At 61.3% G+C, this 23,302-nt stretch carries 14 protein-coding genes, 1 tRNA gene and 2 pseudogenes; 8 read left to right on the top strand and 9 right to left on the bottom strand.

The window, feature by feature from the left end; genetic code table 11:
- Positions 1–34: 34 nt before the first annotated feature.
- The gene (locus BB934_RS49840; RefSeq protein ID WP_237050732.1) at positions 35–391 is read right to left on the bottom strand and encodes a ketopantoate reductase family protein; all 357 of its coding nucleotides are present in this window, start codon (positions 389–391) and stop codon (positions 35–37) included.
- A gap of 504 nt (positions 392–895) precedes the next feature.
- Positions 896–1,981 (bottom strand): TRAP transporter substrate-binding protein, encoded by a 1,086-nt coding sequence (locus tag BB934_RS39275; protein ID WP_099515103.1) that lies wholly within the window; start codon positions 1,979–1,981, stop codon positions 896–898.
- A gap of 323 nt (positions 1,982–2,304) precedes the next feature.
- Here BB934_RS39275 and BB934_RS39280 point away from each other — a divergent pair, with 323 nt between their 5' ends.
- Complete coding sequence (locus BB934_RS39280; RefSeq protein WP_237050733.1) at positions 2,305–5,619, top strand: ATP-binding protein; 3,315 nt, start codon at positions 2,305–2,307, stop codon at positions 5,617–5,619.
- A 313-nt stretch (positions 5,620–5,932) separates the two neighbouring features.
- Here the strand turns inward: BB934_RS39280 and BB934_RS39285 are convergent.
- From BB934_RS39285 to BB934_RS39305, 4 genes are all read right to left on the bottom strand, one after another.
- A tRNA-Lys gene (locus tag BB934_RS39285) sits at positions 5,933–6,012 on the bottom strand.
- Positions 6,011–6,808: an MBL fold metallo-hydrolase gene (locus BB934_RS39290; RefSeq protein ID WP_099515105.1), complete on the bottom strand. Its 798-nt coding sequence runs from the start codon at positions 6,806–6,808 to the stop codon at positions 6,011–6,013. Before BB934_RS39290 ends, BB934_RS39285 begins: the two co-directional genes overlap by 2 nt.
- Positions 6,809–6,836: 28 nt before the next feature.
- Positions 6,837–8,756 (bottom strand): transglycosylase domain-containing protein, encoded by a 1,920-nt coding sequence (locus BB934_RS39295; protein ID WP_099515106.1) that lies wholly within the window; start codon positions 8,754–8,756, stop codon positions 6,837–6,839.
- 683 nt (positions 8,757–9,439) lie between these two features.
- Complete coding sequence (locus BB934_RS39305; protein ID WP_237050734.1) at positions 9,440–10,600, bottom strand: RHE_PE00001 family protein; 1,161 nt, start codon at positions 10,598–10,600, stop codon at positions 9,440–9,442.
- A 348-nt stretch (positions 10,601–10,948) separates the two neighbouring features.
- Between BB934_RS39305 and BB934_RS39310 the strand changes: the two genes are divergently transcribed.
- Positions 10,949–11,857: a recombinase family protein gene (locus tag BB934_RS39310; protein ID WP_099515108.1), complete on the top strand. Its 909-nt coding sequence runs from the start codon at positions 10,949–10,951 to the stop codon at positions 11,855–11,857.
- A 295-nt stretch (positions 11,858–12,152) separates the two neighbouring features.
- Here BB934_RS39310 and BB934_RS39315 read toward each other — a convergent pair whose 3' ends face one another.
- Entirely contained in the window at positions 12,153–12,533 is a 381-nt protein-coding gene (locus BB934_RS39315; RefSeq protein WP_099515109.1) for a hypothetical protein, read from the bottom strand.
- A gap of 109 nt (positions 12,534–12,642) precedes the next feature.
- Complete coding sequence (accD, locus tag BB934_RS39320) at positions 12,643–13,590, bottom strand: acetyl-CoA carboxylase, carboxyltransferase subunit beta (protein WP_099515110.1); 948 nt, start codon at positions 13,588–13,590, stop codon at positions 12,643–12,645.
- 250 nt (positions 13,591–13,840) lie between these two features.
- Between accD and BB934_RS39325 the strand changes: the two are divergent.
- The 3 genes and pseudogenes from BB934_RS39325 (at position 13,841) to repB (ending at position 17,946) form a co-directional block, all read left to right on the top strand.
- Positions 13,841–14,927 (top strand): annotated as a pseudogene (locus BB934_RS39325) (tyrosine-type recombinase/integrase).
- 671 nt (positions 14,928–15,598) lie between these two features.
- Positions 15,599–16,807 (top strand): plasmid partitioning protein RepA, encoded by a 1,209-nt coding sequence (gene repA, locus BB934_RS39330; RefSeq protein ID WP_237050735.1) that lies wholly within the window; start codon positions 15,599–15,601, stop codon positions 16,805–16,807.
- Positions 16,807–17,946, top strand: coding sequence for a plasmid partitioning protein RepB (gene repB, locus BB934_RS39335; RefSeq protein ID WP_099515111.1), 1,140 nt, complete (start codon positions 16,807–16,809; stop codon positions 17,944–17,946). Before repA ends, repB begins: the two co-directional genes overlap by 1 nt.
- Positions 17,947–18,002: 56 nt before the next feature.
- On the opposite strand, the pseudogene BB934_RS39340 reads toward repB, so the two are convergent.
- A pseudogene (locus tag BB934_RS39340) lies at positions 18,003–18,293 on the bottom strand (SOS response-associated peptidase family protein); the annotation flags it as partial.
- A 762-nt stretch (positions 18,294–19,055) separates the two neighbouring features.
- Between BB934_RS39340 and BB934_RS39345 the strand changes: the two are divergent.
- The 3 genes from BB934_RS39345 to BB934_RS39355 are packed head-to-tail and all read left to right on the top strand — an operon-like array spanning position 19,056 to position 23,172.
- Positions 19,056–20,441 (top strand): cytochrome c, encoded by a 1,386-nt coding sequence (locus tag BB934_RS39345; RefSeq protein ID WP_099515112.1) that lies wholly within the window; start codon positions 19,056–19,058, stop codon positions 20,439–20,441.
- Positions 20,432–20,920, top strand: a complete 489-nt coding sequence (locus BB934_RS39350; RefSeq protein WP_099515113.1) for a (2Fe-2S)-binding protein — start codon at positions 20,432–20,434, stop codon at positions 20,918–20,920. The genes BB934_RS39345 and BB934_RS39350 overlap by 10 nt, the downstream gene beginning before the upstream one ends.
- Positions 20,920–23,172 carry a xanthine dehydrogenase family protein molybdopterin-binding subunit gene (locus tag BB934_RS39355; protein WP_099515114.1) on the top strand — a complete coding sequence of 751 codons (2,253 nt, stop codon included), beginning with the start codon at positions 20,920–20,922 and terminating at the stop codon, positions 23,170–23,172. Before BB934_RS39350 ends, BB934_RS39355 begins: the two co-directional genes overlap by 1 nt.
- Positions 23,173–23,302: the final 130 nt, after the last annotated feature.

A 23,302-nucleotide genomic window follows, 5' to 3' on the forward strand; every position in this document is an offset into this window, starting at 1 on the left:
TCACGGCTGTGACATAGATCGATCCGCCAATAAGTTACTCAGGGGGAACAAAGCGCGAGAGGATGTCGAGGCTGTCGATCCCGTTTTGCAGCGTCACTACGCGGGTGTGTGGGCCGACCAGAGGCGCAAGTGCCGCTGCGGCTGCCTCGCTGTCATAGAGCTTGACAGTAAACAGCACGAGGTCCGCTGGGCCGATCTCAGCGGGGTCATCCGTGGCCATCACGCCCGGTAGATGCAGGTCACCGGTGGGGCTCTCAAGACGCAGACCGTCGCGACGCATGGCATCGAGGTGAGCACCGCGAGCCACAAAGGCCACGTCCTCGCCAGCGGCTGCAAGCAGCGCGCCCACATATCCACCGATCCCGCCTGCCCCAATCACTGCGATCCGCATGGCTGGCCTCCGTCTTCACGAAAGGATACCAGAAGATAGCTCACAGGCGAGGGATTGCGCGTGACGCTTTGGACTGGGAGCGCGCGACGGTTCGGAGCAGTCAACTCCACCACAACCGAAATCAAGCTGTCGAAATTACGCTCTAGCGACTGTCTGGTTTGGGTCAAAGTGTAACGAACGGCAAGTGAAATGAAGGTCGGCTGACATGCCTTGAGCTGGCCAAATGCTTTCGTCCGAGGAGTGCCATTATGCAATATTCGCAATGTCGTCGCGACAGTGCGGTTTGCGGGGCGGCGACAGCTGCGTGACAGTTTCAATCCGCCAGCAATGAGAATAATTGCTGGAGGCAGTGCACAAAATCCGGAACTCGAGGTAAGGTCTCCCCTGTAGGACCCAAGTTGCTTCACACGTGGACCTTCTGCTGCGCCAGAGTGCGCTAACACGGTATTTTAGCCCCTCAGAGAATGCCGAGGTGAGATGGCCTCGCTGCCGGCCCCGCGCAGATCACTTTCCTCGGGAACGGATCAGGAAGCTGTCATAGGCGTACTCGGCAATCTGGAACCAGAGATACTCCTCATTCCGGAACGCGCGGACGGTATCATAGATCTTCTTAAAATCAGGATTCTTGGCCGAGATCTCGTCATAGAGGTCGTTGGAAGCCTTGAAGGCAGCTTCCAAAACCTCAGGGCTGAACGGGCGCAGTTGCGCCCCAGCCCCTAACAGCCGGCGTATGGCCGCTGGGTTACGAGCGTCGTACTTACTTAACGTATCCACATTCGTCTGTGCCGCGGCGGCGTTGACCGCCGCTTTGTATAGCTTGGGGAGCGCGTTCCATCGATCGATGTTGATCATCACGTGAATGACCGGACCGCCGTCCCACCAGCCCGGGTAGTAATAGAAGGGGGCAACCTTGCTGAACCCAAGCTTCTCATCATCGTAGGGTCCAACGAACTCCGCCGCATCGATCGTACCACGCTCAAGAGCCGGATAGATATCGCCAGCGGCGATCTGCTGTGGAACAGCCCCAAGCCGCTGTAGCACCTGGCCGCCGAGGCCCCCAATGCGTATCTTGAGACCCTGCAGGTCTGCAACAGTCTTGATCTCCTTCCGAAACCATCCGCCCATCTGGGCACCGGTGTTGCCGGCCGGAACCGCGTACATTCTGTATTTGGCGAAGAACTCGTTGCACAGGTCCAGGCCACCGCCATGGTACATCCATGCGTTCTTCTGGCGAGCATTTGGCCCGAACGGAAAGTCACAGGGAAGTGCGAATGTGGGGTCTTTGCCCACATAGTAGTATGTGGTGGCATGGCCGGCCTCGACCGTGCCATCCCCCACAGCATCAGCAACCTGGAAGGTACCGACGATCTCGCCCGCAGCAAAGGGCTGGATCTGGAAACGGCCATCTGTCAGGTCGGAGACGACACGACAGAACAGCTCGGCACCTCCCCAGAGTGTATCAAGCGACTTCGGAAAGGCGGATTGCAAGCGCCAGCGAACGTCGGGCATGGCTTGAGCAATCGCGGGGGCCGGCAGGATGCTGGCGGCAATGCCGCCGGTTGCGGTGGCCAAGAACTGACGGCGTTTCATGGGCGCTTCTCCCTGTAGGCTCCAGGTTGCCAATTATTGTAGCCCACAGCTGCAGCCGAACTGCAGTTGTGGGGCAAGAAAGTAGGCGGGCAATCACATCGGAAGAGGGAGCTGGCTTGGCCGCTTCCCGGCGTCGGCAAGGTACCGTCCTCCTGGCGCAATCTGACCAAGCTGCTCGTTCCGAGAAGTGACAGGAGAGCTGGTTGGATTTCTCGCTGCTGCAAGCCATGCGGGGTCGGTCATTTTTGTGTAGACTGTATTCGAAGCGAGGCGAGAGGTCCTGATATGGGGATGCGGTAGGCATCAAAGCGTGGCTGCAAGGCTTGGGGCTTGGTCAGTACGAGCAGGCGTTCCGCGACAACGACATCGACGCGAGCCTGCTTCCGACGTTGACCGACGGTGACCTGCGCGAACTCGGCATTCTGTCGCTCGGTCACCGCAAGCGGCTTCTGGCCGCTATCCCAGAGCTGACCAAGCCAGATGAAGAGAAACCCAAGGTTGTGCTGGATCGTACGCCTCAAGCCGAGCGGCGACAATTGACCGTCATGTTCGTCGACTTGGTCGGTTCAACCGCTCTCTCGTCTCGCCTCGACCCGGAGGATATGCGGAAGGTCCTGCATGCCTATCAGAACGCCGTGACCGGTGAGATCGCTCGCCTGGGAGGAAACCTTGCCAAGCTGATGGGCGATGGGGTGCTGGCCTATTTCGGCTGGCCTAGCGCGGACGAGGACGATCCTGAGCGTGCCGTACAGGCCGGCTTGACCATCGTTCAGGCTGTCGGGCGGCTTTCCACTCCGTTCGGGGAGCCGATTGCGGCGCGGGTGGGTATTGCCACGGGCCTCGTCATCGTCGGCGACCTCATTGGTGAGGGCGCGGCTCGCGAGGAAGCTGTGGTTGGTGAAACGCCGAACCTGGCTGCGCGGCTGCAGGAAGCCGCCCCCGCAGGCGCCGTAGTAATTGCCGCCGGCACACGCCGGCTTCTCGGTGACACATTTGATTTGCGCGATCTCGGTCCCGTCTATCTCAAGGGGTTCGATCGACCGGTCAACAGCTTCGAGGTTCTTCGCCCCCGTTTGGCCGAGAGCCGGTTCGAGGCGCGTCACCCAGATCGCTCGTTACCCATGTTCGGACGCGATCAGGAGCTGGCGCTGGTTCTGGAGCGGTGGCGCCAATCCGTTGCCGGCGAAGGCCAAGCAGTGCTGGTGGTCGGTGAGGCAGGCATCGGCAAGTCCCGCCTGGTGCAGGCCTTGCTGGATGAGACTGCCGAGGACCCTCACATCGTCCTGCGCTATCAGTGCTCACCTCAATACACCGGTACGCCGCTATGGCCGGTCGTGCAACAGCTCGGCTTTGCAGCCGGGTTCGTACCCGAGGACGGTGACGAGCAGAAATGGCAGAAGACCGAGGCACTGTTGCGCCGAGGAACGGATGATGTTTCCGAGGCCGCTCCGTTGATCGCCTCCCTGCTCGGTATCGAGGCGGAATCGCCCTATCCCTTTCAGGAGCTGAGTTCCCAGCAACGGCGTGCCCGCACACAGGCTGCGTTGATCCAGCAGCTCCTCGGGCTCGAGCGTCGGCACCCTGTTCTGATCGTGATTGAGGACGTCCATTGGATCGATCCCACGACCCTTGAGCTCTTTAGCCAGGTCCTGGATCGGATTGCGAATGCCCGGGTCCTGATGGTGCTGACAAGCCGGCCCGATAACCAGCCGAACCTGGGGGGCCACCCGCATGTGACGCGCCTCACCCTTAACCGCCTCGGCCGCGGCTCGACAGAAGCGATCGTCTCGCGCCTGAGCGGCAGCCAAAGCTTGCCGCCCGCCGTGCTCAGGGAGATCGCAGCCCGAACCGACGGCGTGCCGCTCTTCATCGAGGAGTTGACCAAGGCGGTGCTGGAGGCCGGAATGACAGCCCCAGGAGCCGTGCCAGTTTCGCTCTATGCCTCGCTCCTGGCCCGGCTCGACCGGGTGACGGGCGTGAGAGAAGTGGCGCAGGTAGCAGCCTGCGTCGGGCGGGAGTTTTCGTACTCGCTTGTTGCGGCAGTCTCTCCAGTGTCGGAAGCGGACCTGCAGTCCGCGCTCGACCGGCTCACCGCCGCCGAACTCATCTTCCGGCGTGGCACGCCGCCCGAGACCCACTACGCGTTCAAGCACGCTCTGGTGCGGGATGCAGCTCACGAGAGCCTGCTCAAGGATCGGCGGCAGCAGTTGCACGCCAGCATCGCGCAAGCGCTGGAGGAGCACTTCCCCGAGTCCTGGGATATGGAGCCGGAGTTGCTTGCTCGACACTATACCGAGGCTGGACTCACGGAACAGGCGGTCGAGTACTGGCGCCGGGCCGGAGAACAGGCGCTTGCCCGCTCTGCGATGGCCGAAGCGGTCACGCACCTGACCGAAGGGCTGGCTGTATTGCGGAGTCTTGCTTTGGGGCAAGAGCGTCAACAGCACGAGCTCCGTCTGCAACTGGCACTTGGTCAGGCCTCCATCGCCGGGAAGGGATTTGCCGCGCCCGAGACCGGCCGGGCCTACGCACGGGCGCGCGAACTCTGCCTTGAACTCGGCGATGTTCCGCAGCTCTTTCCAGTCCTTTATGGGCAATCGGTGTTCTATTTCCAGCGCGGCGAGCTGAGGGAGGCGCACGAGATCGCGTGCGAACTGCTGCGCTTAGGCCGGGAGCGGCTCAACGCGGCTGCGCAGATGATTGGTCATCGCATGGTTGGTTCGACATTGTGCCAGTGCGGCCGCTTTGCCGAGAGCCGCGACGCATTTGAGGCGGCGCTCGCCCTTTACGATCCGGTGCGGGACCGCGGCTCGGGCCTCGTTTATGCCATCGACACGCGGGTGATGTGCTTGTCCTGGCTGTCGCATCTGTATCTCATTCTTGGAGATCCTGATCAGGCTCTGGCCCTTAGCCGCCGCGTGCCGGCTCATGTGGGTGAGCTCGAGCATCCTGGGACGGCGGCGGTCGCCCTGGCTTGGGGGTGCATCTTTGACCAACTTCTGCGGGACCCACACAATGCCGAGACTCAAGCGCAGGCGGCAATCGCACTCGGGACAGAACAGGGCTTTCCTCTTTATCGAGCCGCGGGCTCAGTCGTCCATGGCTGGGCACAGGCTGAAGTCGGGCGAGTGGCTGACGGCCTTGCGGAGATGCGGCAAGGTTTGGCCGACTACCGAGCGACAGGCGCGGAAATGTGGTCGCCCTATTTCCTCGGCCTGCTGGCTGACGCCAGCAGGCGAGAAGATAGTGCGCAGGAAGGCCTTGGCCTCGTGGAGGCCGCCCTGACCCAGATCCGACACACGGGAGGCCAATGGATTGAAGCAGAGCTTCATCGGGTTCGGGGTGAGTTGCTGCTGGCAAGGAGCGAGCCTGATCAGCAGGAAGCAGAACTCTGCTTCCACCGAGCTCTCGCCTTAGCGAGGGGTCAGAACGCAAGGCTTTGGGAATTGCAGGTGGCAATGAGCCTTGCTCGGTTGTGGAGCAATCAACACCGGACGCAAGCGGCTCATGACCTTCTCGCTCCGATCTGCAGCCTGTTCAAGGATGGCTTTGAGATATCCGCTCTGCGTGATGCAGAGATCCTACTTGATAGGCTTGCACCGATTCCGCGCGATGGAGCCGATCATCTGAATCCGTGAGCTGAATCGAGTTCGCTCCGGAAGGTCTGCATCGGTTCAAGTTGGAAAGTACAGACATGCCAGATGAAGGTCTGCTCATCGCGCGAGACCAGACCATTCTGGCTTCATCACGGACCGTTCCGTGACAACACTTAAGAATAAGCCGGGAGTGGACGGAGGATAGGCTTAGAACGACTCACTTCGTCGTTCCTGCTCTCCGGTTCGGCTTGGCTCGAACACGGGCGAGCCTCCCTTGCCCCAACGTCTGGCTACCTATTGGCTACCTGGGAGAAAACAGCGCAAAGGGCCTACGCCGGTAACCCTTTGATATTTTTGGAGAGCGCGCTGGGACTCGAACCCAGGACCCTCTGATTAAAAGTCAGAGCGCCTAATGCACGGGCTCGGCCACCACTCAATGCCCCGGCAGCACCAGGATTTTGGGGCTCTTCGGCATTGTGGCGCGCGACAGGGTGATGGCCGCCGTGTTACTGAACTCCACTGCAAAGTGCTCCCGGGCCGAGTCGAGAAACCGGTTGAGCGTCGACGGACCGAAGAAGTGCATCGGGATCATGAGCGGCGCGTTGATCGCGCGCAGCACCTCCATCATGTCGAAGGTCTCGAGCGTGTAGCCGCCATCCACCGGCACCAGCAGAACGTCAATGCGCCCCAGTTTCTTCAGATGCTCGGGCGTGAGGGTGTGATGCAGATGGCCGAGATGGGCGATGCACAGCTGGGCGGTCTCGAACACGAAGATCGAGTTGCCGTCGTATTCCGTTGCTCCACCGAAGCTGCGGATGTTGGTTGAGACATTCCGGATGCGCACATCCTCCACCGTCAGGTCATGGTAGGCAGGACCTCCGGCAGGGTTCCAGCCTCGGAGCACATGCTTGATCCCCGAATCCGGATGATAGCTGAAGTGGGTGGAATGGGCCTTGTTCATCGTGGCCACATCGGGCGTGATGGGTGGACGAGTGCCGTCGTTGTAGTCGGTGGCGATCCGCACCCCTTGCGGTGTTTCGATCATGAAGGTGGCGTGGCCAACAAACGTCAGGCCAACCTCATCCTGGCGCATGGCAGCCCAGGAGAACAGAGCCTCTCGTAAGGCGATCAATCCTGGGCAGCTCTCTGGCTCGGCTGCGGCGGCTGGTAAGAGCAGACACAAGCCAACGAACGCAGCCGCCGCACGAAGGCTTTGTGTCAACGTTGTCATGAGCACCGCCTTTCCAGGCCTGACGGGCTCACGTCCTTTTCCCTCCAGGAACAGGATCGTGAGCGGATGGCCCCTTCGGGAGGGCCACGGACGGCCAGAGCACAGAGAGCCAATCAGTCATCTTTCCCGGTTCAGCATGCCGCTTGGTCCGCGCGCTCGCCAGTCGTTGCTCCTCACGTTTCTGTCGCCGCTCGCTCCAGTCATTCACCGCATTGGCAACACGTCCGAAGTAAGCCGCGGGGGCACCAGCGCCGGCAAGTGCGGGCCCGGTCTCGCCGTGCCGCCGGCCCATCCAGATCCCGAGCACGTGCTGCTCACTCCAGCCGATAAACCAGGCATCAGTGTTACCGGTTGATGTCCCGGTCTTGCCGTAGGTTGCCCAGTCTCTCAACCGTGCCGCGCGCCCGGTCCCGCTCTGAACCACCTCGCGGAGAACCGTCTGTGTCGGCTCGACACACTCCTCCGGAATGACCCTCTTGCGCATGGTCGTCAGAAAGTCAGCTCTGACCTGGCCCCGCCCGTCAATCACCGCAAGCACTCCCGACGGGGTGACCCGGTAGCCGCCATTGGCCACGGACGCGTAGGCTGCTGTCATGGTCATGACGTGGCTCGAGTAAGAGCCGAGGATGAAGCTTGGATCATCCATCCGACCAGGATCGATGCCGATGCGTCGGCTGACGTCCGCGAGGGTGTCGGCTCCGATCTCTCGCGCCAGCCGCACCGCCGCGGCATTGCGTGACGAGGCAATCGCCTCCTTCAGCGTCGTCCAACCGCGGTAGCCCAGTTCGCCGTTCGAAGGCCAATTTCCTGTGACGGGCTGGTCGAGGACGCGGCTTTCAGGGGTTTTGCCGGCCTCGCAGGCGGCAATCAGCAGCGGCAGCTTCGCCGTCGAGCCGGTCTGCACACGGGCCTTCACGGCATTGTTGAACTGTCGCTCAGCCCAGTCGACAGAGCCGACCATCGCCTGCACCCGTCCGTTCGGAGCCATCATCACCGCGCCGGCGTCATACGCGGGTGGGACAGCCTTGTCCTTGACGAGCCTGCTGAGCTGGTGCTCCGCCATATGCTGGATGCGAGGGTCCAAAGTGACGAAGAACCGGACCGTCTCCCCCGGCTGCACGTACTTGTCCCCCCAGGTCGCCACGACCCATTCAGTGAAGGCCTGCGGCTGGATCTTGAACTCCGGCAGCATGCCAGGGCGGATGCCTGCCTTCTCAGCCTGGCGGCGTTCCTTGTCGGTGATCAAGCCCTGCTCCGCCATCAGCCTCAGGACGAGAAGCGCACGCTCGCGCGCCTGGTCGCGGGTCTTCTCCCGAAGCGGGTTCAGGCGTGCAGGGGCTTTGACCATGCCGGCCAGAAGTGCCGCCTCGTAGAGTGTTAGATCCTGAGGCTCTTTGCGGAAGTAGTGCCGGCTCGCCCGGTAGAGCCCGACGATGTCGCGTCCGCCGAACTCAATCTGGTTGAGATAGGCGGCCAGAAGTTCCTCTTTGCCAATCGCCTCATCGAAGAGCCCGGCGTACCAGACCTCCGCGCCTTTGCGCTCGAGGCGGCTGAGCACATCACTCGCTCTGAGATCGTGGAAGACCAAGTTCTTGAGGAGCTGCATCGGGATCGTGCTGCCACCCCGGCTGAGACCTCCTTTGAGCACGGAGAGCAGGGAAACAACATCGACCCCGCCGTGGTCGAAGTAACGTTTGTCCTCAACAGCCACGATAGCCTTCTTCATCACCTCGGGGATCTCTGATGGTGCGAGCACGACGGGGCAGCGGCAATAGGCGTCCCATCCGGTTGTGGTGCGGGTGACCATCACTTGTGGCGATGCCACGAGAAGACGGAGCGACCGCGGCTGGAGATCCCAGAAGTGCACCGGGTCTGCGGCTTGTGCTGTGGGTACGTGGGAGAGGCAGGTGAACAGGAGAGCAGTGGCGAGAGCCAGAGCGCGGGTCATTTCAGGCCCTATGACGCGCCGACCGATTCGGCGCCAAGGCCTCCAACAAACATGATGATTATGGCTGAAACTGGTATGTTGTTACGGTCAAGCTCTGTGCTGCGTCCGCTGCGTTACAGCTTGTCAGAAAGCCGAGATTCCAGCCTGTCGTTGATCTCTGCCATCATCGACGGTTCGGCCGGCCATAGGGAGAGCTGCACCTGAGCGATCCTGACTGTTCACGTCAGGCGCTAGCTCGTGCGCCGTGCAGGCCTTGCTATCAAGCGTGATGCTCTTACCCCGTCCTCATTCTGATGTCGGGCAGGCCTCGTCGTGCGAGCGCTGTGGTGGTCCTGGATCTCGCCATCATGGTCTTCGGCGTCGCCCCTGGTGCTGCGAGGCTGCATAGGTCGCGCGCGTTGCTTCACAATCTGTTGCATGCGATCCAGCGCCTCCTGAACCTCAGGACGATCCGAGATCTCCCTGGCGGCGAATTCGTGCCGGCACAGCCGACAGGTCAGATCAGCCCCAAAGTGAAGTTTCCGCAACCGGACCTTGAACAGCTGATGGCAGCGCGGACATGCTAGATCGATCCGCGTGCTCCCATGATCCTCGAACAAGCTATCTCCCCCAGTTGAGGTTTGTCCGGAAGCCCTGAAGCATGGCAGTAAGGCGACAAGGAGGCGCCACCTGTGCGGGAGACCCTAAACGATGCCCCAGGCGCGGTAACGGGTGCGGCCGGTGAGCTCGCGCGGCAGCGCGCCGCCCAGTTGGGCCAGCATCAGGTCGATGGCCTTGGGCGTGACCTTGAGCAGCTTGGCCCCAAGTGGCACCGTCACCAGCGGGCGCGACAGGAACAGCCCGACCAAACCCGGCAGCTTCGAGTTGCTGCGGGTCTTGGATGTGACCCGGTTCATCAGCTCGCGCGCCAGAATCAGCCGGTCGAGGTCCTTGTTGGCGATCGTCAGCGCCTCCTCGATGACGCTGCAGTAGCCATCAAGCTTCTCCTTCGCCCCTTCCCTGCCCTGCGGCCGGAACTTCGACTGCTTGAACCCGGCCGCGAGCGGCAGCAGATGGCTCGTCAGGCCGCGGGCCCGCAGGATGGAGGCAGCCATCGTGAGACCGAGCCAAGGCTGGCGGGTATAGAGGTTGAGATCGAGCCAGGCATTCCATGCGACTGCCGCCGCTGCAACAGCAGGCCAGTGGGACGTCCGTTTGACCAGATCGAGCCACAGGTCCTCGCTCTCAGTCTCATCCTGTTCCGGATCATAGACAAGATGCGAGCGGTTCTTGCGCAACGGGGTCTCACCGGCGAGCACCTTGCTGGTGCGGTCGAGCAGGGCGTCGATTTCGGCAAAGTGCGCTGCCCACGGATCGACATCGTTGGCATGAGGCGGATAGGCCTCGTCATCGTCTGGATCGGGCCGCTTCACCTTTGAGCGCTGCGCCACCTCGTCTGCGACGCCGCCAATGCCTCTCAGAGCCGCCAATCCATCGATCGAGAGGGGCCAGGGCGCCTTGCGCGCCATCGCCGTGCGCCGGGACTTCAGGGCCGCAGCGGCCCGGGTCAGTTCATGGGTGGGGTGGCGCACGTCCATGCCGGCATCGTGCAGCACCAGATCGCCGACATCGACGAGATGACCGTCGAGGATCAGCGCCCGCACGGCTTCGGTCATGTCGCAGCGTGACTGCCAGCCGGCAGCCAAGCCGGAGGCCTCCAGCCGGGCGTCGAACCGGAGAACGGCGATCGTGATCTGCTCGAGCCGACCGACGATGGTCTCCCACGGCAGGTCCGGGAGGTCGTAGGTACGGGGGATCAGCCGTTCCTCGTCGTCGAACTCCCTTGCCCTGCTGCCGAAAGCCACGCTTGCGCCCTCAAGCTAAGTGATTGATCTCAGAGGTTGTAGCTTGGCAAAGAGAAGCTAGGCAAGGCCTCGCTACGTCACGGGGTGAGGCAATTTGACATTCTACTCGGCGACATTCGTTGCGAGTGAACGCGTTGCTACCAGCAGCCCTCAGAACTTCATAGCGGCTAATACAGGCACGAAATGAAGATCGAAGCTATTGTTTTTTAAGCCATTTTTGGCTGATCTGCGACGGCCCTCCCCTCCCCTGCCGGTTAGCAAAATGGCTTGAGAAACGTCTTCAAACGATCCTTTTCTCATGATCGCGAAGTATGTACAAAGAGCTGAAAGCTCATCAGAAATTGACACATGGCTCCCTCCCCTACTCGGCAGCGCCTGATTGGCTACGCCCGCGTCTCGACCGAGGAGCAGGCAACAGACGCTCAGCTTGATGAGCTCAAGGCTGCCGGCTGCGAGGTTATCCATCAGGAGCACGGATCCGGCGCCTCCCGAACTCGGCCGGTTCTCTCCCGGCTCATCCGCGAGATCTCGAAGGGCGAAGTCCTCGTGGTCGTTCGGCTCGATCGCTTGGCCCGGTCGGTCAGCCATCTCCTCGAAGTGATCGAGACGCTTGAGGAGAAAGGTGCCCACTTCAAATCCCTCAGGGATCCAATCGACACGTCGACCCCGCAAGGCATGTTCTCTCTGCAGGTCCTGGGCGCCGTCGCTCAGCTGGAGCGATCGCTCATCTCGGAGCGCACGAAGGCTGGCGTGAAGGCGGCAGTGGCTAAGGGAAAGAGGCCGGGGAACCCCGGTTTGCGTGAGGGACGGCCGGACGCAATCCGCAAGACCGCCCTCGCCCGCGACCGCGTCTATCTGGGCGACCTTTTGACGGCAGCGGATGCCTTCCTTCCCGTCGTCCGTCAGATGCGGCCGGACCATAGCTGGCGAGATGTCGTGCAGGTGCTGAATGCACGAGGCCAGCGGTGGACGGATCAAAGCCTCCGGAGGGCGATCAAGCGATTGGTTGCCGAGCGGATGGCTGAGCCGGAGTTGTTACGGAAAGCCGGAAGACGTCCGCCGGACGATCGCATCATGACCCTGATTGCCGGCATCGCGATCTCTAACCCGACCCTTACCTTGCGTGAGATCGGCGCTCAGCTGGAAGGGATGCGAGAGCGGACGCCACGGGGCGGGAGAGAATGGAAGGCCAGCTCGGTCAAATTCCAACTCGATCGGGCCCGCAAAATTGGCCTCGCAGTCCCCGAAATCCAGTGATCGCGATGCTGTCACCAGAGTTTGCGTTCGAAGTGCGACACTTGGATAGCTTGTGCCACCCTTGGTAGTCATGATGACCTGCCAGCAGGTCGTGGACAGGTCGCCGGTAGGTCAAATTGACCTACAAGCCACGGATTCGATAGCCGCGACGGCGCTTCCGCTGGAGCCAGTGCTCCAGAGCTTCGAGCGTCATACCCTGATGTTCGTAGATTTCTACACGTTGGTGGCGAGGCATCCCAATACCGCCCTACTCGCCGACCCATGCCGCTTACGGATGCTGGCTGCTCGCATTCGCTCACCACGTCTCGCCCGGGTTCTCAAACTCCATCAGCTCGCCCCCAATCCGAAAGAGGGCATCATCAAGAGGCGACTTGCCTCCGCCGGCGCCTATCGGCCAGAGCCCCCTCCCCTGCCTTCGGACGAGCCTGCGCTTCACGAGCCGCGTAGCCTCTACCGCGAGATAGGCCAGTTCCCGATCCGGCATGCCATCCAGGAGTTCGTCAATCTCGGGCCTTGTTGCCTTCGCGCCGAGCGTGCCCAACGACACTGGCTCCGGCGCCCGGGTCTCTTCACGCACCGGCCTCGGCGGGGAGGTCCGGCGGGCTGGCTTGGCAGGTAACGGAGGTGCCCCGAACAGGTCTCCTTTACGCTCATCGCGAACCGGGTTTCGCGCCATTCCCCCTCCAGTCCGTTTTCCTCTCGTTAACCATAGTGGGTGCCACGCCTTCGTCCTTCAACCGAAACGGTGACGGTACTGATGGTTGCGCGAGAGAATGGCCCCTCCCCTACAAAGGGTTGCTCTGTTCAATGGAAGGTGCCGGACGGTCAGCTTCATGATGATGCGACCCGTCATCCGCCGGGGCATCGGACGTCGTCCCGATCCCATTAGCAGGCAGTCGCATAAGAAGGCTGCACAGGCGCGCCAGTGTCGAGCGCAGATCATGGCGGTGGACCACCATGTCGACCATGCCGTGTTCCTTCAGGAACTCGGCCCTCTGGAACCCGTCGGGCAAGTGCTCGCGGATCGTCTGCTCGATCACCCGTGGTCCGGCGAACCCGATCAGGGCTCCTGGCTCGGCCATATGGACATCACCCAACATCGCATAAGAGGCCGTCACCCCGCCCGTGGTCGGATTGGTGAGAACGACGATATACGGGAGCTTTCTCTCGCGCAGCCGCTGGATCAGTACCGTGGTTCGTGCCATCTGCATGAGGGATAGGATGCCCTCCTGCATCCGGGCTCCACCCGAGGCGGTGAACGCCACAAAGGGAGTGGCTCGCTCGATCGCCGTTTCGGCACCTTGGATGAACGCCTCCCCGGCTGCCACCCCGAGCGAGCCGCCGATGAAATCTGGGTCGTGGGCTGCCACGGTCATCGGCAGGCCTTCGACGGTTCCTGTGCCGACTTTGATCGCGTCCGCTAACCCGGTTTTCGTCCGGGCCTCTTTCAGGCGGTCGGTGTAGCGCTTGGTGTCTCGGAACTTCAGCGGATCGGATTCTCCGTCTGGGACTGGCACGTCCGTCCACTGGCCCTCGTCGAAGGTCAGTGTCAGGCGCTGGATCGCCGACAGGCGCATGTGGTGGCCAGAGCCTGGGATCACCCATCGGTTGGCCTCAACATCCTTTTGGAACACCACTTGCCCGGAATCCGGGCACTTGATCCAGAGGTTGTCAGGCGCATCCCGCTTGAACAGGGTTTTGATCTTTGGCGCGACATCGGTAATCCAGCTCACGCGGCGTTCCTTCCCTATCTGCCGGCGCAGCACAGACCACGGGAATGTAGCAGGAGTGCGACTCCACGCTGGGCGGGCCCTTGCCCGGCTGCTCAGTCACAGTTCACAAATCAGAGGAGCTCGACCATAGTCCGGCCAAATCATATCCGAAGACGGCGCACTATGGTGAGGGGGCAAAGAGTGTTGTCCAGTCCGGCAAACCAGCTCAAGCGGGGCAAGACAACTCGACGCGTTGGCGGCCGTCATCCCAATGTCCTCGGCCGATCGCTATGCCGAGGTCCTGACCGATGCTGACGTCGCCACTCTGAAGCACTTAGCCGATACGGGAATGGGCGCCAACACGCTGCGCGCCCTCGCCTCTGATCTCGCCTACCTCGAGGCTTAGTGCCGCGCCGCGACCGGAGGCCCCCTCCCATGGCCAGTCGACCCGGAGCTCGTCCTGAAGTTCATTGCCCATCACATGTGGGACCCGGATCAGAAGGCTGTCGATCCGGCTCACGGGATGCCCGGCGACGTGATTGAGGAACTCAGGCAGCGCAAGATCCTGAAAGTCAACGACCACACGCGGCCAAGACTGTATCCCGACGGCTGTCCAACTGGTCGACCCTGCACCAGTGGAAAGGCGTTGACGCCCCGTTTGATCATCCCGGCATCTAGAAGGCCGTTCGTCTGGCGATGAAGGCCTCAAATCGCGAACCCCAGCGCACGAGTCGCAAGCCCGTTACCCGAGATGTTCTCGAGCGGCTACTTGCTTCCTGCGGCGGATCGAGGGCACTCGACATCCGCGACCGGGCAATTCTTCTGGTTGCCTTCGCGGCCGGGGGGGGCGGCGGCGCAGCGAGGTTGCGACGCTGAGGCACTCCCAAATCCCGGTGGTTGATTCGATCAAGCTCCGACCAGCCGATCCAGCGTCTCCAACCATGACCTGCATTCGCATTGCACTGGGACGAACGGAAATGACCACCGCAGGGCAGGGGGCTTTCATGTTCGCCGCAGGCCGCGCTGCTGTAGCCCTCCATGACTGGATGCATTTTGCGGAGATCACATCGGGCCCGATCTTCCGGGAAATCCGAAAGGATGGTTCTATCAGGTCGAACCAGCTGACCCCGCAATCGGTCAATCTCATCCTTAAGAAGCGCTGCCGGATGGCCGGGCTGGACCCAGCAGATTTCAGCGCCCACGGACCACGTTCCGGCTTCATGATCCAAGCGGGACGTGATGGCATCCCACTGGTAGATGCTATGCGCCAGTCAGCCCACAAGTCAGTCCAGCAGGCCGCTGGGCACTACGGCGAGCAGGAACATGCTCAGAGCATGTCGGTCCGGGTCGGACTTTGACCTCAGCCAACCACCGCGTCGCTTGGCCCTGGACCCATGTGGTGGTCAGCTGACCACCGGACATCTTGGGCGCCCCTATGGCCCCTCACTGTGGTCAGCTGACCACAGAACGGATCTTTCAAACCAAGCACCTCGTAGAGGCTGGCGGACAATCACGGAAGGCAGGCCGGTTGCCTATGCGGCGGCCCCTTGCTCGATCACACAGGTTCCAGTCGCACAGCCGTCCACGTACCAAATTCGTCTCGTGCTCATCATGGCCTAATAGCTCCAAGTTGAGAGCTCCAAGTTGAGCTGCCGCCCGTGGTCAGCTGACCACAAACCCCGGATCGATCCACCAGCGGCGGGCTGGGCGCGCTATAGCCTTCCAGATCCGGTAGTCAGCAGTGGTAATCGTAACGCGATATCAATGCAAACTCTGGCATAGATGCTCTTGTTGTGGTCAGCTGACCACAAAATCCACAGGTGCCGGCGACATTTCCAAACTATCGGGCCAGATATCCTCCCTTGCTCGTAGTGCCTGTGAGAACGATGCCGAGCTGGAGGTTTAAGTGGTCAGCTGACCACGACCTGAGTACCCGCGAACGCATTAACAGGTTTTTAACGTCTCTACGGCCTACTCACGGACGAAAGCAGTTCTTCGCGCTGCAGACCGTTACTACGAGAGGCGAACCGTGGCCCAAGCGTTATTGAAATCAGATCTGAAGACCGTTCTTGAAGACCTGATCGCTGAGCATGCCAGCGGTCTATCAGAGAAGCTGAATGAACAGCGCCTAATGCTGTATCCACCAACTGCGCGTAAAACATTGCGGAAATTTACGTCGGGAGAAGTGGCTCGCCTCGTCGGCATCAACGACAGCTATCTTCGGCGCCTTTCCTTGGAAGGGAAGGGGCCTGAGCCTGAAATGGCACCTAACGGCCGCAGACTCTACAGTCTTGAGGAAATCAATGCACTGCGGGCCTATCTCGACGAAAGCGGCAAGTCTGAACGCGGCTACGTCAAGCATCGCTCAGGAAGCGAGCACCTTCAGGTCATCTCCGTTGTGAATTTTAAAGGTGGAAGCGCCAAGACGACGACGGCTGCTCACCTGGCACAGCACTTGGCTCTCAGCGGATACAGAGTCCTGGCGATCGACCTAGATCCGCAAGCAAGCCTATCCGCTCTCCATGGCTTCCAACCAGAATTCGACGTTGGTGAGAACCAGACCCTCTACGGCGCAATCCGTTACGATGACGAGGTCAGGGAGATCAGCGAGGTGATCCAGGAAACATACTTCCCTGGACTGCACATCATTCCAGGCAACCTCGAGCTCATGGAATTTGAGCACGAGACACCCAAGGCCCTAACGAGCCGAGATCCGAACCAACCGCTCTTCTTTGCGCGGATGGGTATTGCACTTGGACCTGTCGCTGAAAATTACGACGTCGTGATCATCGACTGTCCTCCGCAGCTCGGATACATCACCCTATCAGCCCTATGCGCCAGCACCGCGATGCTCGTCACAGTGCATCCGCAAATGCTGGACGTCATGTCTATGTGCCAGTTCCTAACTATGACCTCAGACCTGCTGAGCGTCGTCAGAAACGCCGGCGCCACTCTCGAGTACGACTGGTTGAAGTACCTCGTTACCCGCTATGAGCCGGGCGATGGACCACAGAACCAAATGGTCTCGTTCATGCGGGAGCGATTCGGGGAACATGTCCTGAACTATCCGGTACTCAAGAGCACAGCAATTTCGGATGCCGGGATCACCAAGCAAACCCTCTACGAGGTTTCGCGCGAGCAGTTCACGAAGTCGACTTACGACCGGGCGTTTGAATCCCTGAACAACGTAAACTCTGAGATCGAGAGCCTCATCACAAAAGCTTGGGGGAGAGCATAATGACCCGTAAAATCATCGCCAGCATGCTTTCGGGAGCGATTGACCCTGCTGCCCCCACCGAAAAGCCCACCCCCGCTGACAATGTACAGCCGCATCCCGCGTCACTGGCCCCTCGCAAGCGATCTCCCCTTGCACAGGGAGGGAGCATCGGCGGGAACAGCGCCGTTGGCGCGATCAACAAGGCCCTTGAGACTGTACTGTCCGCGCAAGGGGACGTAAGTGAGCTACGTGCGCAGCTCGCCTCTGGCCAAGCGATCGTCGAACTCGACCCTGAGATCATTGAAGGATCCTTCGTTCGAGATCGAATGGACGGGTCTGATGCTGCCCACGATTCCCTCGTTGAGGCTATCAGAGCCCGTGGTCAGCAGGTTCCTATCCTCGTCCGTCCTCATCCGACCAGGCTTGGTCACTACCAAGTTGCCTATGGTCACCGCCGACTGAGAGCAGTTACGCAACTCGGAATTAAGGTCCGGGCTGTCGTCAAGCAAATGAGTGACGACGAACTCGTCGTTGCCCAAGGTCAAGAAAATAACGCACGCCTCGATTTGACCTATATCGAGCAGGCAATGTTCGCCTTCCGCCTTGAGCAACGCGGGTTCTCGCGCGCTACAATCACCGAAGCTCTCTCGATCGATAAATCCAATCTCGCCAAACTGATCAGTGTTCCCAACAAGGTTCCTCATACAGTTATTGAGGCGATCGGCCATGCGCCCGGTATCGGACGGGGACGATGGCTGGAACTCACAGATCTCCTTCAGGATCAGGCTAGTCTGGAGCGGGCGCAATCAATCATCAGCCGTGATGAATTTGGGAACGTAGAGAGCGCTGACCGTTTCCAGCGCTTACTGACAGACCTCTCCGAGAGTGCAGCATCCACTAGCTCAAATGGTGCGACAGGTCCTTCCACGGACAGCCAGGATGCTCCCGCCTCACAGATACCGGCTTCTAAGTCCGCGCCAATTTACTGGAACGACCCTACCGGCCGAAAAATTGCTCGAATCGTCAAGGATCACAAGAGCGTCACTCTAAAGGTTAATCGGAAGCTTGCCCCTGAGTTTGGTGATTACCTCGTCTCAAAGCTCGACGAACTCTACGGCAGCTTCCGAGCTCAACACCAGCAAGACAGTACTCACGAATGATGGTAGCAGAGGGCAGGGCTCATGGTTCTGCCCTCACGATATTTTCTCCAGATGCTCTAACCCGGCCGGCTTGTCAGATTTTTCCCTTCCGCAACGATCTCAAGGAGCTCGTCGGGAAGCGGTCTCTGAAGCTTCAGAGCATCTTCAGTCGGCGCAATGAGCCAGATGTCATACTCCTCAGGCGTGGTGAGGATTACCGGCATCGCTTTCGGATGGATTGGTCCGACCACGCCGTTGGGCTCTGACGTGAGAAGCGAATAGAGCAGGTGTTCACCTTCAACGGGATCAGCCTTCGGTTCACGCACGCCGGTCCAAGAGCGCCAAATACCAGCAAAGGCGGAGTAGGGGAGGGTATGAGCTGGTAAGAACTGCTATCCGCAGGCGATATTCTGTACATAGTTAGATGCTGCGTTCAATTGATCGTTTGAAGACGTCTTTTAAGCCATTTTGTTAATCAGCAGGCGAGGGGAGGGCTTTCCCAAAGTCGGCGAAAGTGCTTGAAAAACAAAGGCTTTAACGACTCGACTGGCAACGAGAAGCCTACATAGGTGCCCGTGATCAGATCTCTGATGGAGCAGCTCACGATGCAGCCGAGCAATATGGCGTTTATCCAACCACCAGACTGTAGCTGCTTCCGGATTAGCTTCCCCAGTTACGCTTGCTCTCAATGATTGCAATGGCTTAGTAGTAAAACGAAGCGTGGCATTCGGAAGAGGCCAGGTTCGGATGCATTACGTGAGAGTAGCCTTGCTACGATCCATGCCGCTCCTGCAGCGATGACCAGGGAGGGCAGGAGGCAGTTCGCTGCCCGATAGGCATCCACAGTGAAGAGCTGACCTTCTTACGGCCATGCCTAAAGGCTGAGTTTGATCTCCAACCAGTGGCTGCCCCGCTGGAGATCAGGTGCGGCCGGCTCATCTGCTTTTCGAGCATTTGATCTCACAGGGAAGGGCAGAGCGAACATTTCTTCTTGTTCAGCGTCAATTCTGTCCCAGTTTCAAACTTGGTCGTGCCCCCCCGGCCGATGAGAGGGATCGCATGAGACTGGAGCGACGCATTCTCTACGACCCATGGGCATTGTGTTGCCTCCTCGAGTGGGGTTGGCAGCGATGAGCGCCCGGCGGATTCTCGCAGGTCTCGCAATCCTCCTCGTCCTAGGTGCAGGAGCCTTCGTCGCTTACGCATGGCACTCGGCGATTGGTCCTGTTGATCCGCCTGCTCGGGCAAGCTTCGACCCCGCGCTTGTATCTCGCGGTGCGGATCTCGCCGCTATCGGAAACTGCAATGTCTGCCACACGGCTCCGGGCGGAGCGCCTTTCGCCGGCGGCCTCGGCATTCCGACACCCTTCGGAACAATCTATTCGACCAACATCACGCCCGATCCCGAGTCGGGCATTGGCCGCTGGTCGGAGGCAGCTTTCATCCGGTCCATGCGCGAGGGCGTTAATCGGGAAGGCCGGCATCTCTATCCCGCCTTCCCGTATGACCACTATACTCTCGTAACCGACGAGGACAGCCGGGCTCTTTACGCGTTTCTGATGACGCGCAAAGCCGTGTCAGCGGCGTCTCCCGCGAACGAGCTTCCCTTCCCCTTCAACATCCGAATGCTCCTGGCGGGCTGGAAGGCGCTGTATTTGCGCGAAGGGCCGCTCCAGCCCGACTCTAATCGGTCTGCGGAGTGGAACCGGGGGCGCTATCTTGTGGAAGGCTTGAGCCATTGCGGCGCCTGCCATACACCGCGTAACCGGCTGGGCGCGGAGAAGAAGGATGAGTATTTCGCTGGAGCCGAGGTCGAGAACTGGACCGTCTATGCGATCAACGCGAATTCGCCGGCTCCGGTGCCCTGGAACGCCGAGAGCCTCACCTTCTATTTGCGCCATGGTTGGCATGAGCACCATGGTGCATCCCGCGGCTCGATGGCGCCGGTGACGGCCAATCTGGGCTCGATTCCCGAAGCCGACGTGCGAGCCATTGCGGCCTATGTGAGTGATGCCATGGGCCGTCCGAGTCAGGCGCGGATTGCCCGAGGCGAGGCTGCGTTGGCGACGGCTCGGAAGGAAAGCGAAGCGCCTTTCGCCATGCGTGCGAACTCGACTGGCAACGGAGTTGGCGCGGCCATCTTCCTCAGCGCCTGCCAGGGGTGCCATGACGGCCGGCGCCCTGTTCCGTTCGGAGGTCTCAACCTTCATCTCAGCTCCGCCGTCAGCGCGCCTAATGCTCAAAACATCATCAATGTGACCCTCTTTGGCCTACCCGCGGCCAAGGGTGAGCCGAGTGCCATCATGCCGGCCTATCACGGTGTCCTGAATCCGGATCAGCTTGTGGCCCTGCTCAACTACATGCGCGACCGCTTCAGCGACCAGCCGGCTTGGACTGACACGCGAGAGCGGGTCACAGCGACGATGAGCGGCGAACGCGAGGTGCCAATCTACCGCATGGATGGCACGACGCAGGCTCCACCGGAAGCCAGTATGAGGACCACACCATGGCCGTGAACCTCACCGTCAACGGCAAGACCCATCAGGTCGATGCCGATCCCGAGACCCCGCTGCTCTACGTGCTGCGCGACAACCTGGAGCTCAACGGAGCCAAATACGGTTGTGGCATCGGGCAGTGCGGCGCCTGTACGGTGATGGTCGATGACGAGGCCGTGCTCTCCTGCGTGACGCCGCTGCTGCTGCTGGAGGGACGTCGCGTCACCACGGTAGAGGGGCTGGGAACGCTGGCGAAGCCGGGACCGATGCAGCAGGCCTTCATCGAGGAGCAGGCCGCTCAGTGTGGTTACTGCATTCCCGGCATGATGATGCGCGCCCAAGCCCTGCTGCAGGTGGATCCCTCTGTCAGCGAAGCGGCAATCCGCGCCCATCTCGAGCCCAATCTCTGTCGCTGCGGCACGCATATGCGCATCATCAAGGCCGTGATGCGGGCCGGCGACTTGATGCGTCAGAACCCCCAAGGCGGAGGTGCCACCTGATGACCCGCTCTGATGTGAAGAAGCCCACACGCCGCGGCGTGCTCGCCGGAACCGGCTCTCTGGTCGTCAGCTTCGCCCTTCTGTCCCAGGCTCTCGCTCAGGAAGGTGAGGTGCAGGGGACGGCGCCTCCTCCCCAGCCCAAGCCGAAGCTGCCGGGAAGCCTGTCGGGTGATCCTTTCCTCGACGCCTGGATCCGGATCGATGCCAAGGGCGAGGTCTCCGTCTTCACCGGCAAGGCGGAGCTGGGTCAGGGTGTCAAGACTGCCATCCTCCAGATTGCTGCAGAGGAGCTGGAGATCGATCCAGCCGCGATCCGCCTGATCACAGCCGATACAAGCCAGACCCCCGACGAGGGCTATACCGCCGGCAGCCAGTCGATCCAGAACAGCGGCACCGCCATTCGCCATGCGGCAGCCCAGGTGCGCGAGATCCTGATCGGTCAGGCGGCGGCGCGGTGGCAGATCCCCGCGGATCAGCTGCGCGCTGAAAACGGCAGGGTGATCAGGGCCGACGGACAGGCGTTCGACTACGGCTCGCTTGTGTCCGCCGAGATCCTCCACGTCGAAGCGTCTTCGCAATCGCGCCTCAAGCCGACAGATCGCTTCAGGGTGATGGGCAAGCCTATGCCCCGCGTCGACATTCCGGCCAAGGTGACGGGCATGCCGATCTACGTGCAGGACCTGCGCCTGCCGGACATGGTGCATGCCCGAGTGGTCCGCCCGCCGCGGCCAGGTGCAACGCTTGCGTCTCTCGATTCAGCCGAGGTGGAGCGGATGCCCGGTGTTGTGGCCGTGGTGCGCAATGGCAGCTTCCTGGCCGTGGTGGCCGAGCGGGAGTTCCAGGCGATCCAGGCCATGCGCTTGCTCGAAGCAACCGCGCACTGGTCAGGCGGCGCAAGGCTTCCAAAGCCGGACACCTTCATCCAGTCCCTGACGAGCCTTCCCGCGCAACAGGGCGTAGTGGCCGAGCGCAGCCAAGGTGGCGCTGCTGCGGCGCAGACCTTCCAGGCGGCCTTCACGCGCCCCTATCAGATCCATGGCTCAATCGGCCCCTCGTGCGCGGTGGCGCAGTTCGAGAACGGCACCACCACCGTCTGGAGCCACACGCAAGGCGTCTATCCTGACCGCGCGGCCATCTCGGAAATGCTCGCCGTCCAGCCGGAACAGGTGCGCGTGATCCATGTGGAGGGCTCGGGCTGCTATGGCCACAACGGGGCCGACGACGCGGCCGCTGATGCGGCGCTCATCGCCCAAGCGGTGCCGGGCCGGCCGGTCCGCCTGCAATGGATGCGTGAGCAGGAGCATGCATGGGAGCCTTATGGGCCCGCCATGCTGACCGAGGTACGCGCGTCCCTCGACCAATCAGGCAAGATCGTCGAGTGGAACTACGATTTGTGGAGCAACACCCACAGCACGCGCCCGGGACCAGCCGGCTCGCTCATCGCGGCCCAATCCCTGCCGACGCCATTCCAGCCGCCACCGGCCAAGCTCAGCATCACTCCCTCGGGCAACGGCGACCGTAACGCGGTGCCGCTCTATGCGATCCCGAACATGCGTGTGATCTGGCATTTCCTGCCCGAGATGCCGCTGCGGGTGTCGGCCTTACGGGCGCTCGGGGCCTATGCCAATGTGTTCGCGATTGAAAGCACGATGGATGAGCTCGCCCTGATGGCGAATGCCGATCCGGTCGAGTTCCGCCTGCGCCACATGGAGGATCCACGCGCACGGGCGGTAATCGAAGCCACTGCCGCTGGCTTTGGCTGGTCCCGGGATCCGCTCCCAGAGGGGCGGGGACGGGGCTTCGCCTTCGCCCGCTACAAGAACCTGGCGGCTTATCTGGCCCTGGCGCTCGAACTGGAGGTGGAGCGGGAGACAGGACGCAGCCGCATCATCCGCGTGACCGCGGCCATTGACAGCGGCGAGGTCGTCAATCCTGACGGCATCCGTAACCAGACCGAGGGCGGGATCATTCAATCCGCGAGCTGGACGCTTTATGAGTCTGTCACCTTCGAGGAGACCGGCATCACCAGCATCGACTGGTCGAGCTATCCGATCATGCGCTTTGGTTCGGTGCCGGAGAAGATCGACGTGCGCATCATGGATCGGCCGGGCGAGCCTTTCCTCGGAACGGGAGAAGCGGCCCAGGGTCCCACTCCGGCGGCGATTGCCAATGCCATCCGGCATGCCACCGGAAAGCGGCTCTACGACATCCCGTTCCGGGCCGAGAAGGTGAAGGCAGCCATCGGCGTATGAGTGTGGGATGATGCAGCCGAAGCCGATCGCCCCTGAACTCAGTCCACAAGCTGTAGCGTTGTGTGCAGCGCCGGCTCTTGTGCGATTAAGGATGTTCACAGAATTGCGTACAGTTTCGTCACAGGTGCTG

It is taken from the genome of Microvirga ossetica (assembly GCF_002741015.1).
Taxonomy (GTDB): Bacteria; Pseudomonadota; Alphaproteobacteria; order Rhizobiales; family Beijerinckiaceae; genus Microvirga; species Microvirga ossetica.

Coding starts and splice junctions, on each gene's coding strand:
- BB934_RS39345 (WP_099515112.1), top strand. CDS start 19,056: ATGAGCGCCCGGCGGATTCTCGCAGGTCTCGCAATCCTCCTCGTCCTA.
- repB (WP_099515111.1), top strand. CDS start 16,807: ATGACCCGTAAAATCATCGCCAGCATGCTTTCGGGAGCGATTGACCCT.
- BB934_RS39350 (WP_099515113.1), top strand. CDS start 20,432: ATGGCCGTGAACCTCACCGTCAACGGCAAGACCCATCAGGTCGATGCC.
- BB934_RS39295 (WP_099515106.1), bottom strand. CDS start 8,756: ATGACCCGCGCTCTGGCTCTCGCCACTGCTCTCCTGTTCACCTGCCTC.
- BB934_RS39355 (WP_099515114.1), top strand. CDS start 20,920: ATGACCCGCTCTGATGTGAAGAAGCCCACACGCCGCGGCGTGCTCGCC.
- BB934_RS39310 (WP_099515108.1), top strand. CDS start 10,949: ATGGCTCCCTCCCCTACTCGGCAGCGCCTGATTGGCTACGCCCGCGTC.
- BB934_RS49840 (WP_237050732.1), bottom strand. CDS start 391: ATGCGGATCGCAGTGATTGGGGCAGGCGGGATCGGTGGATATGTGGGC.
- BB934_RS39290 (WP_099515105.1), bottom strand. CDS start 6,808: ATGACAACGTTGACACAAAGCCTTCGTGCGGCGGCTGCGTTCGTTGGC.
- BB934_RS39275 (WP_099515103.1), bottom strand. CDS start 1,981: ATGAAACGCCGTCAGTTCTTGGCCACCGCAACCGGCGGCATTGCCGCC.
- BB934_RS39315 (WP_099515109.1), bottom strand. CDS start 12,533: ATGGCGCGAAACCCGGTTCGCGATGAGCGTAAAGGAGACCTGTTCGGG.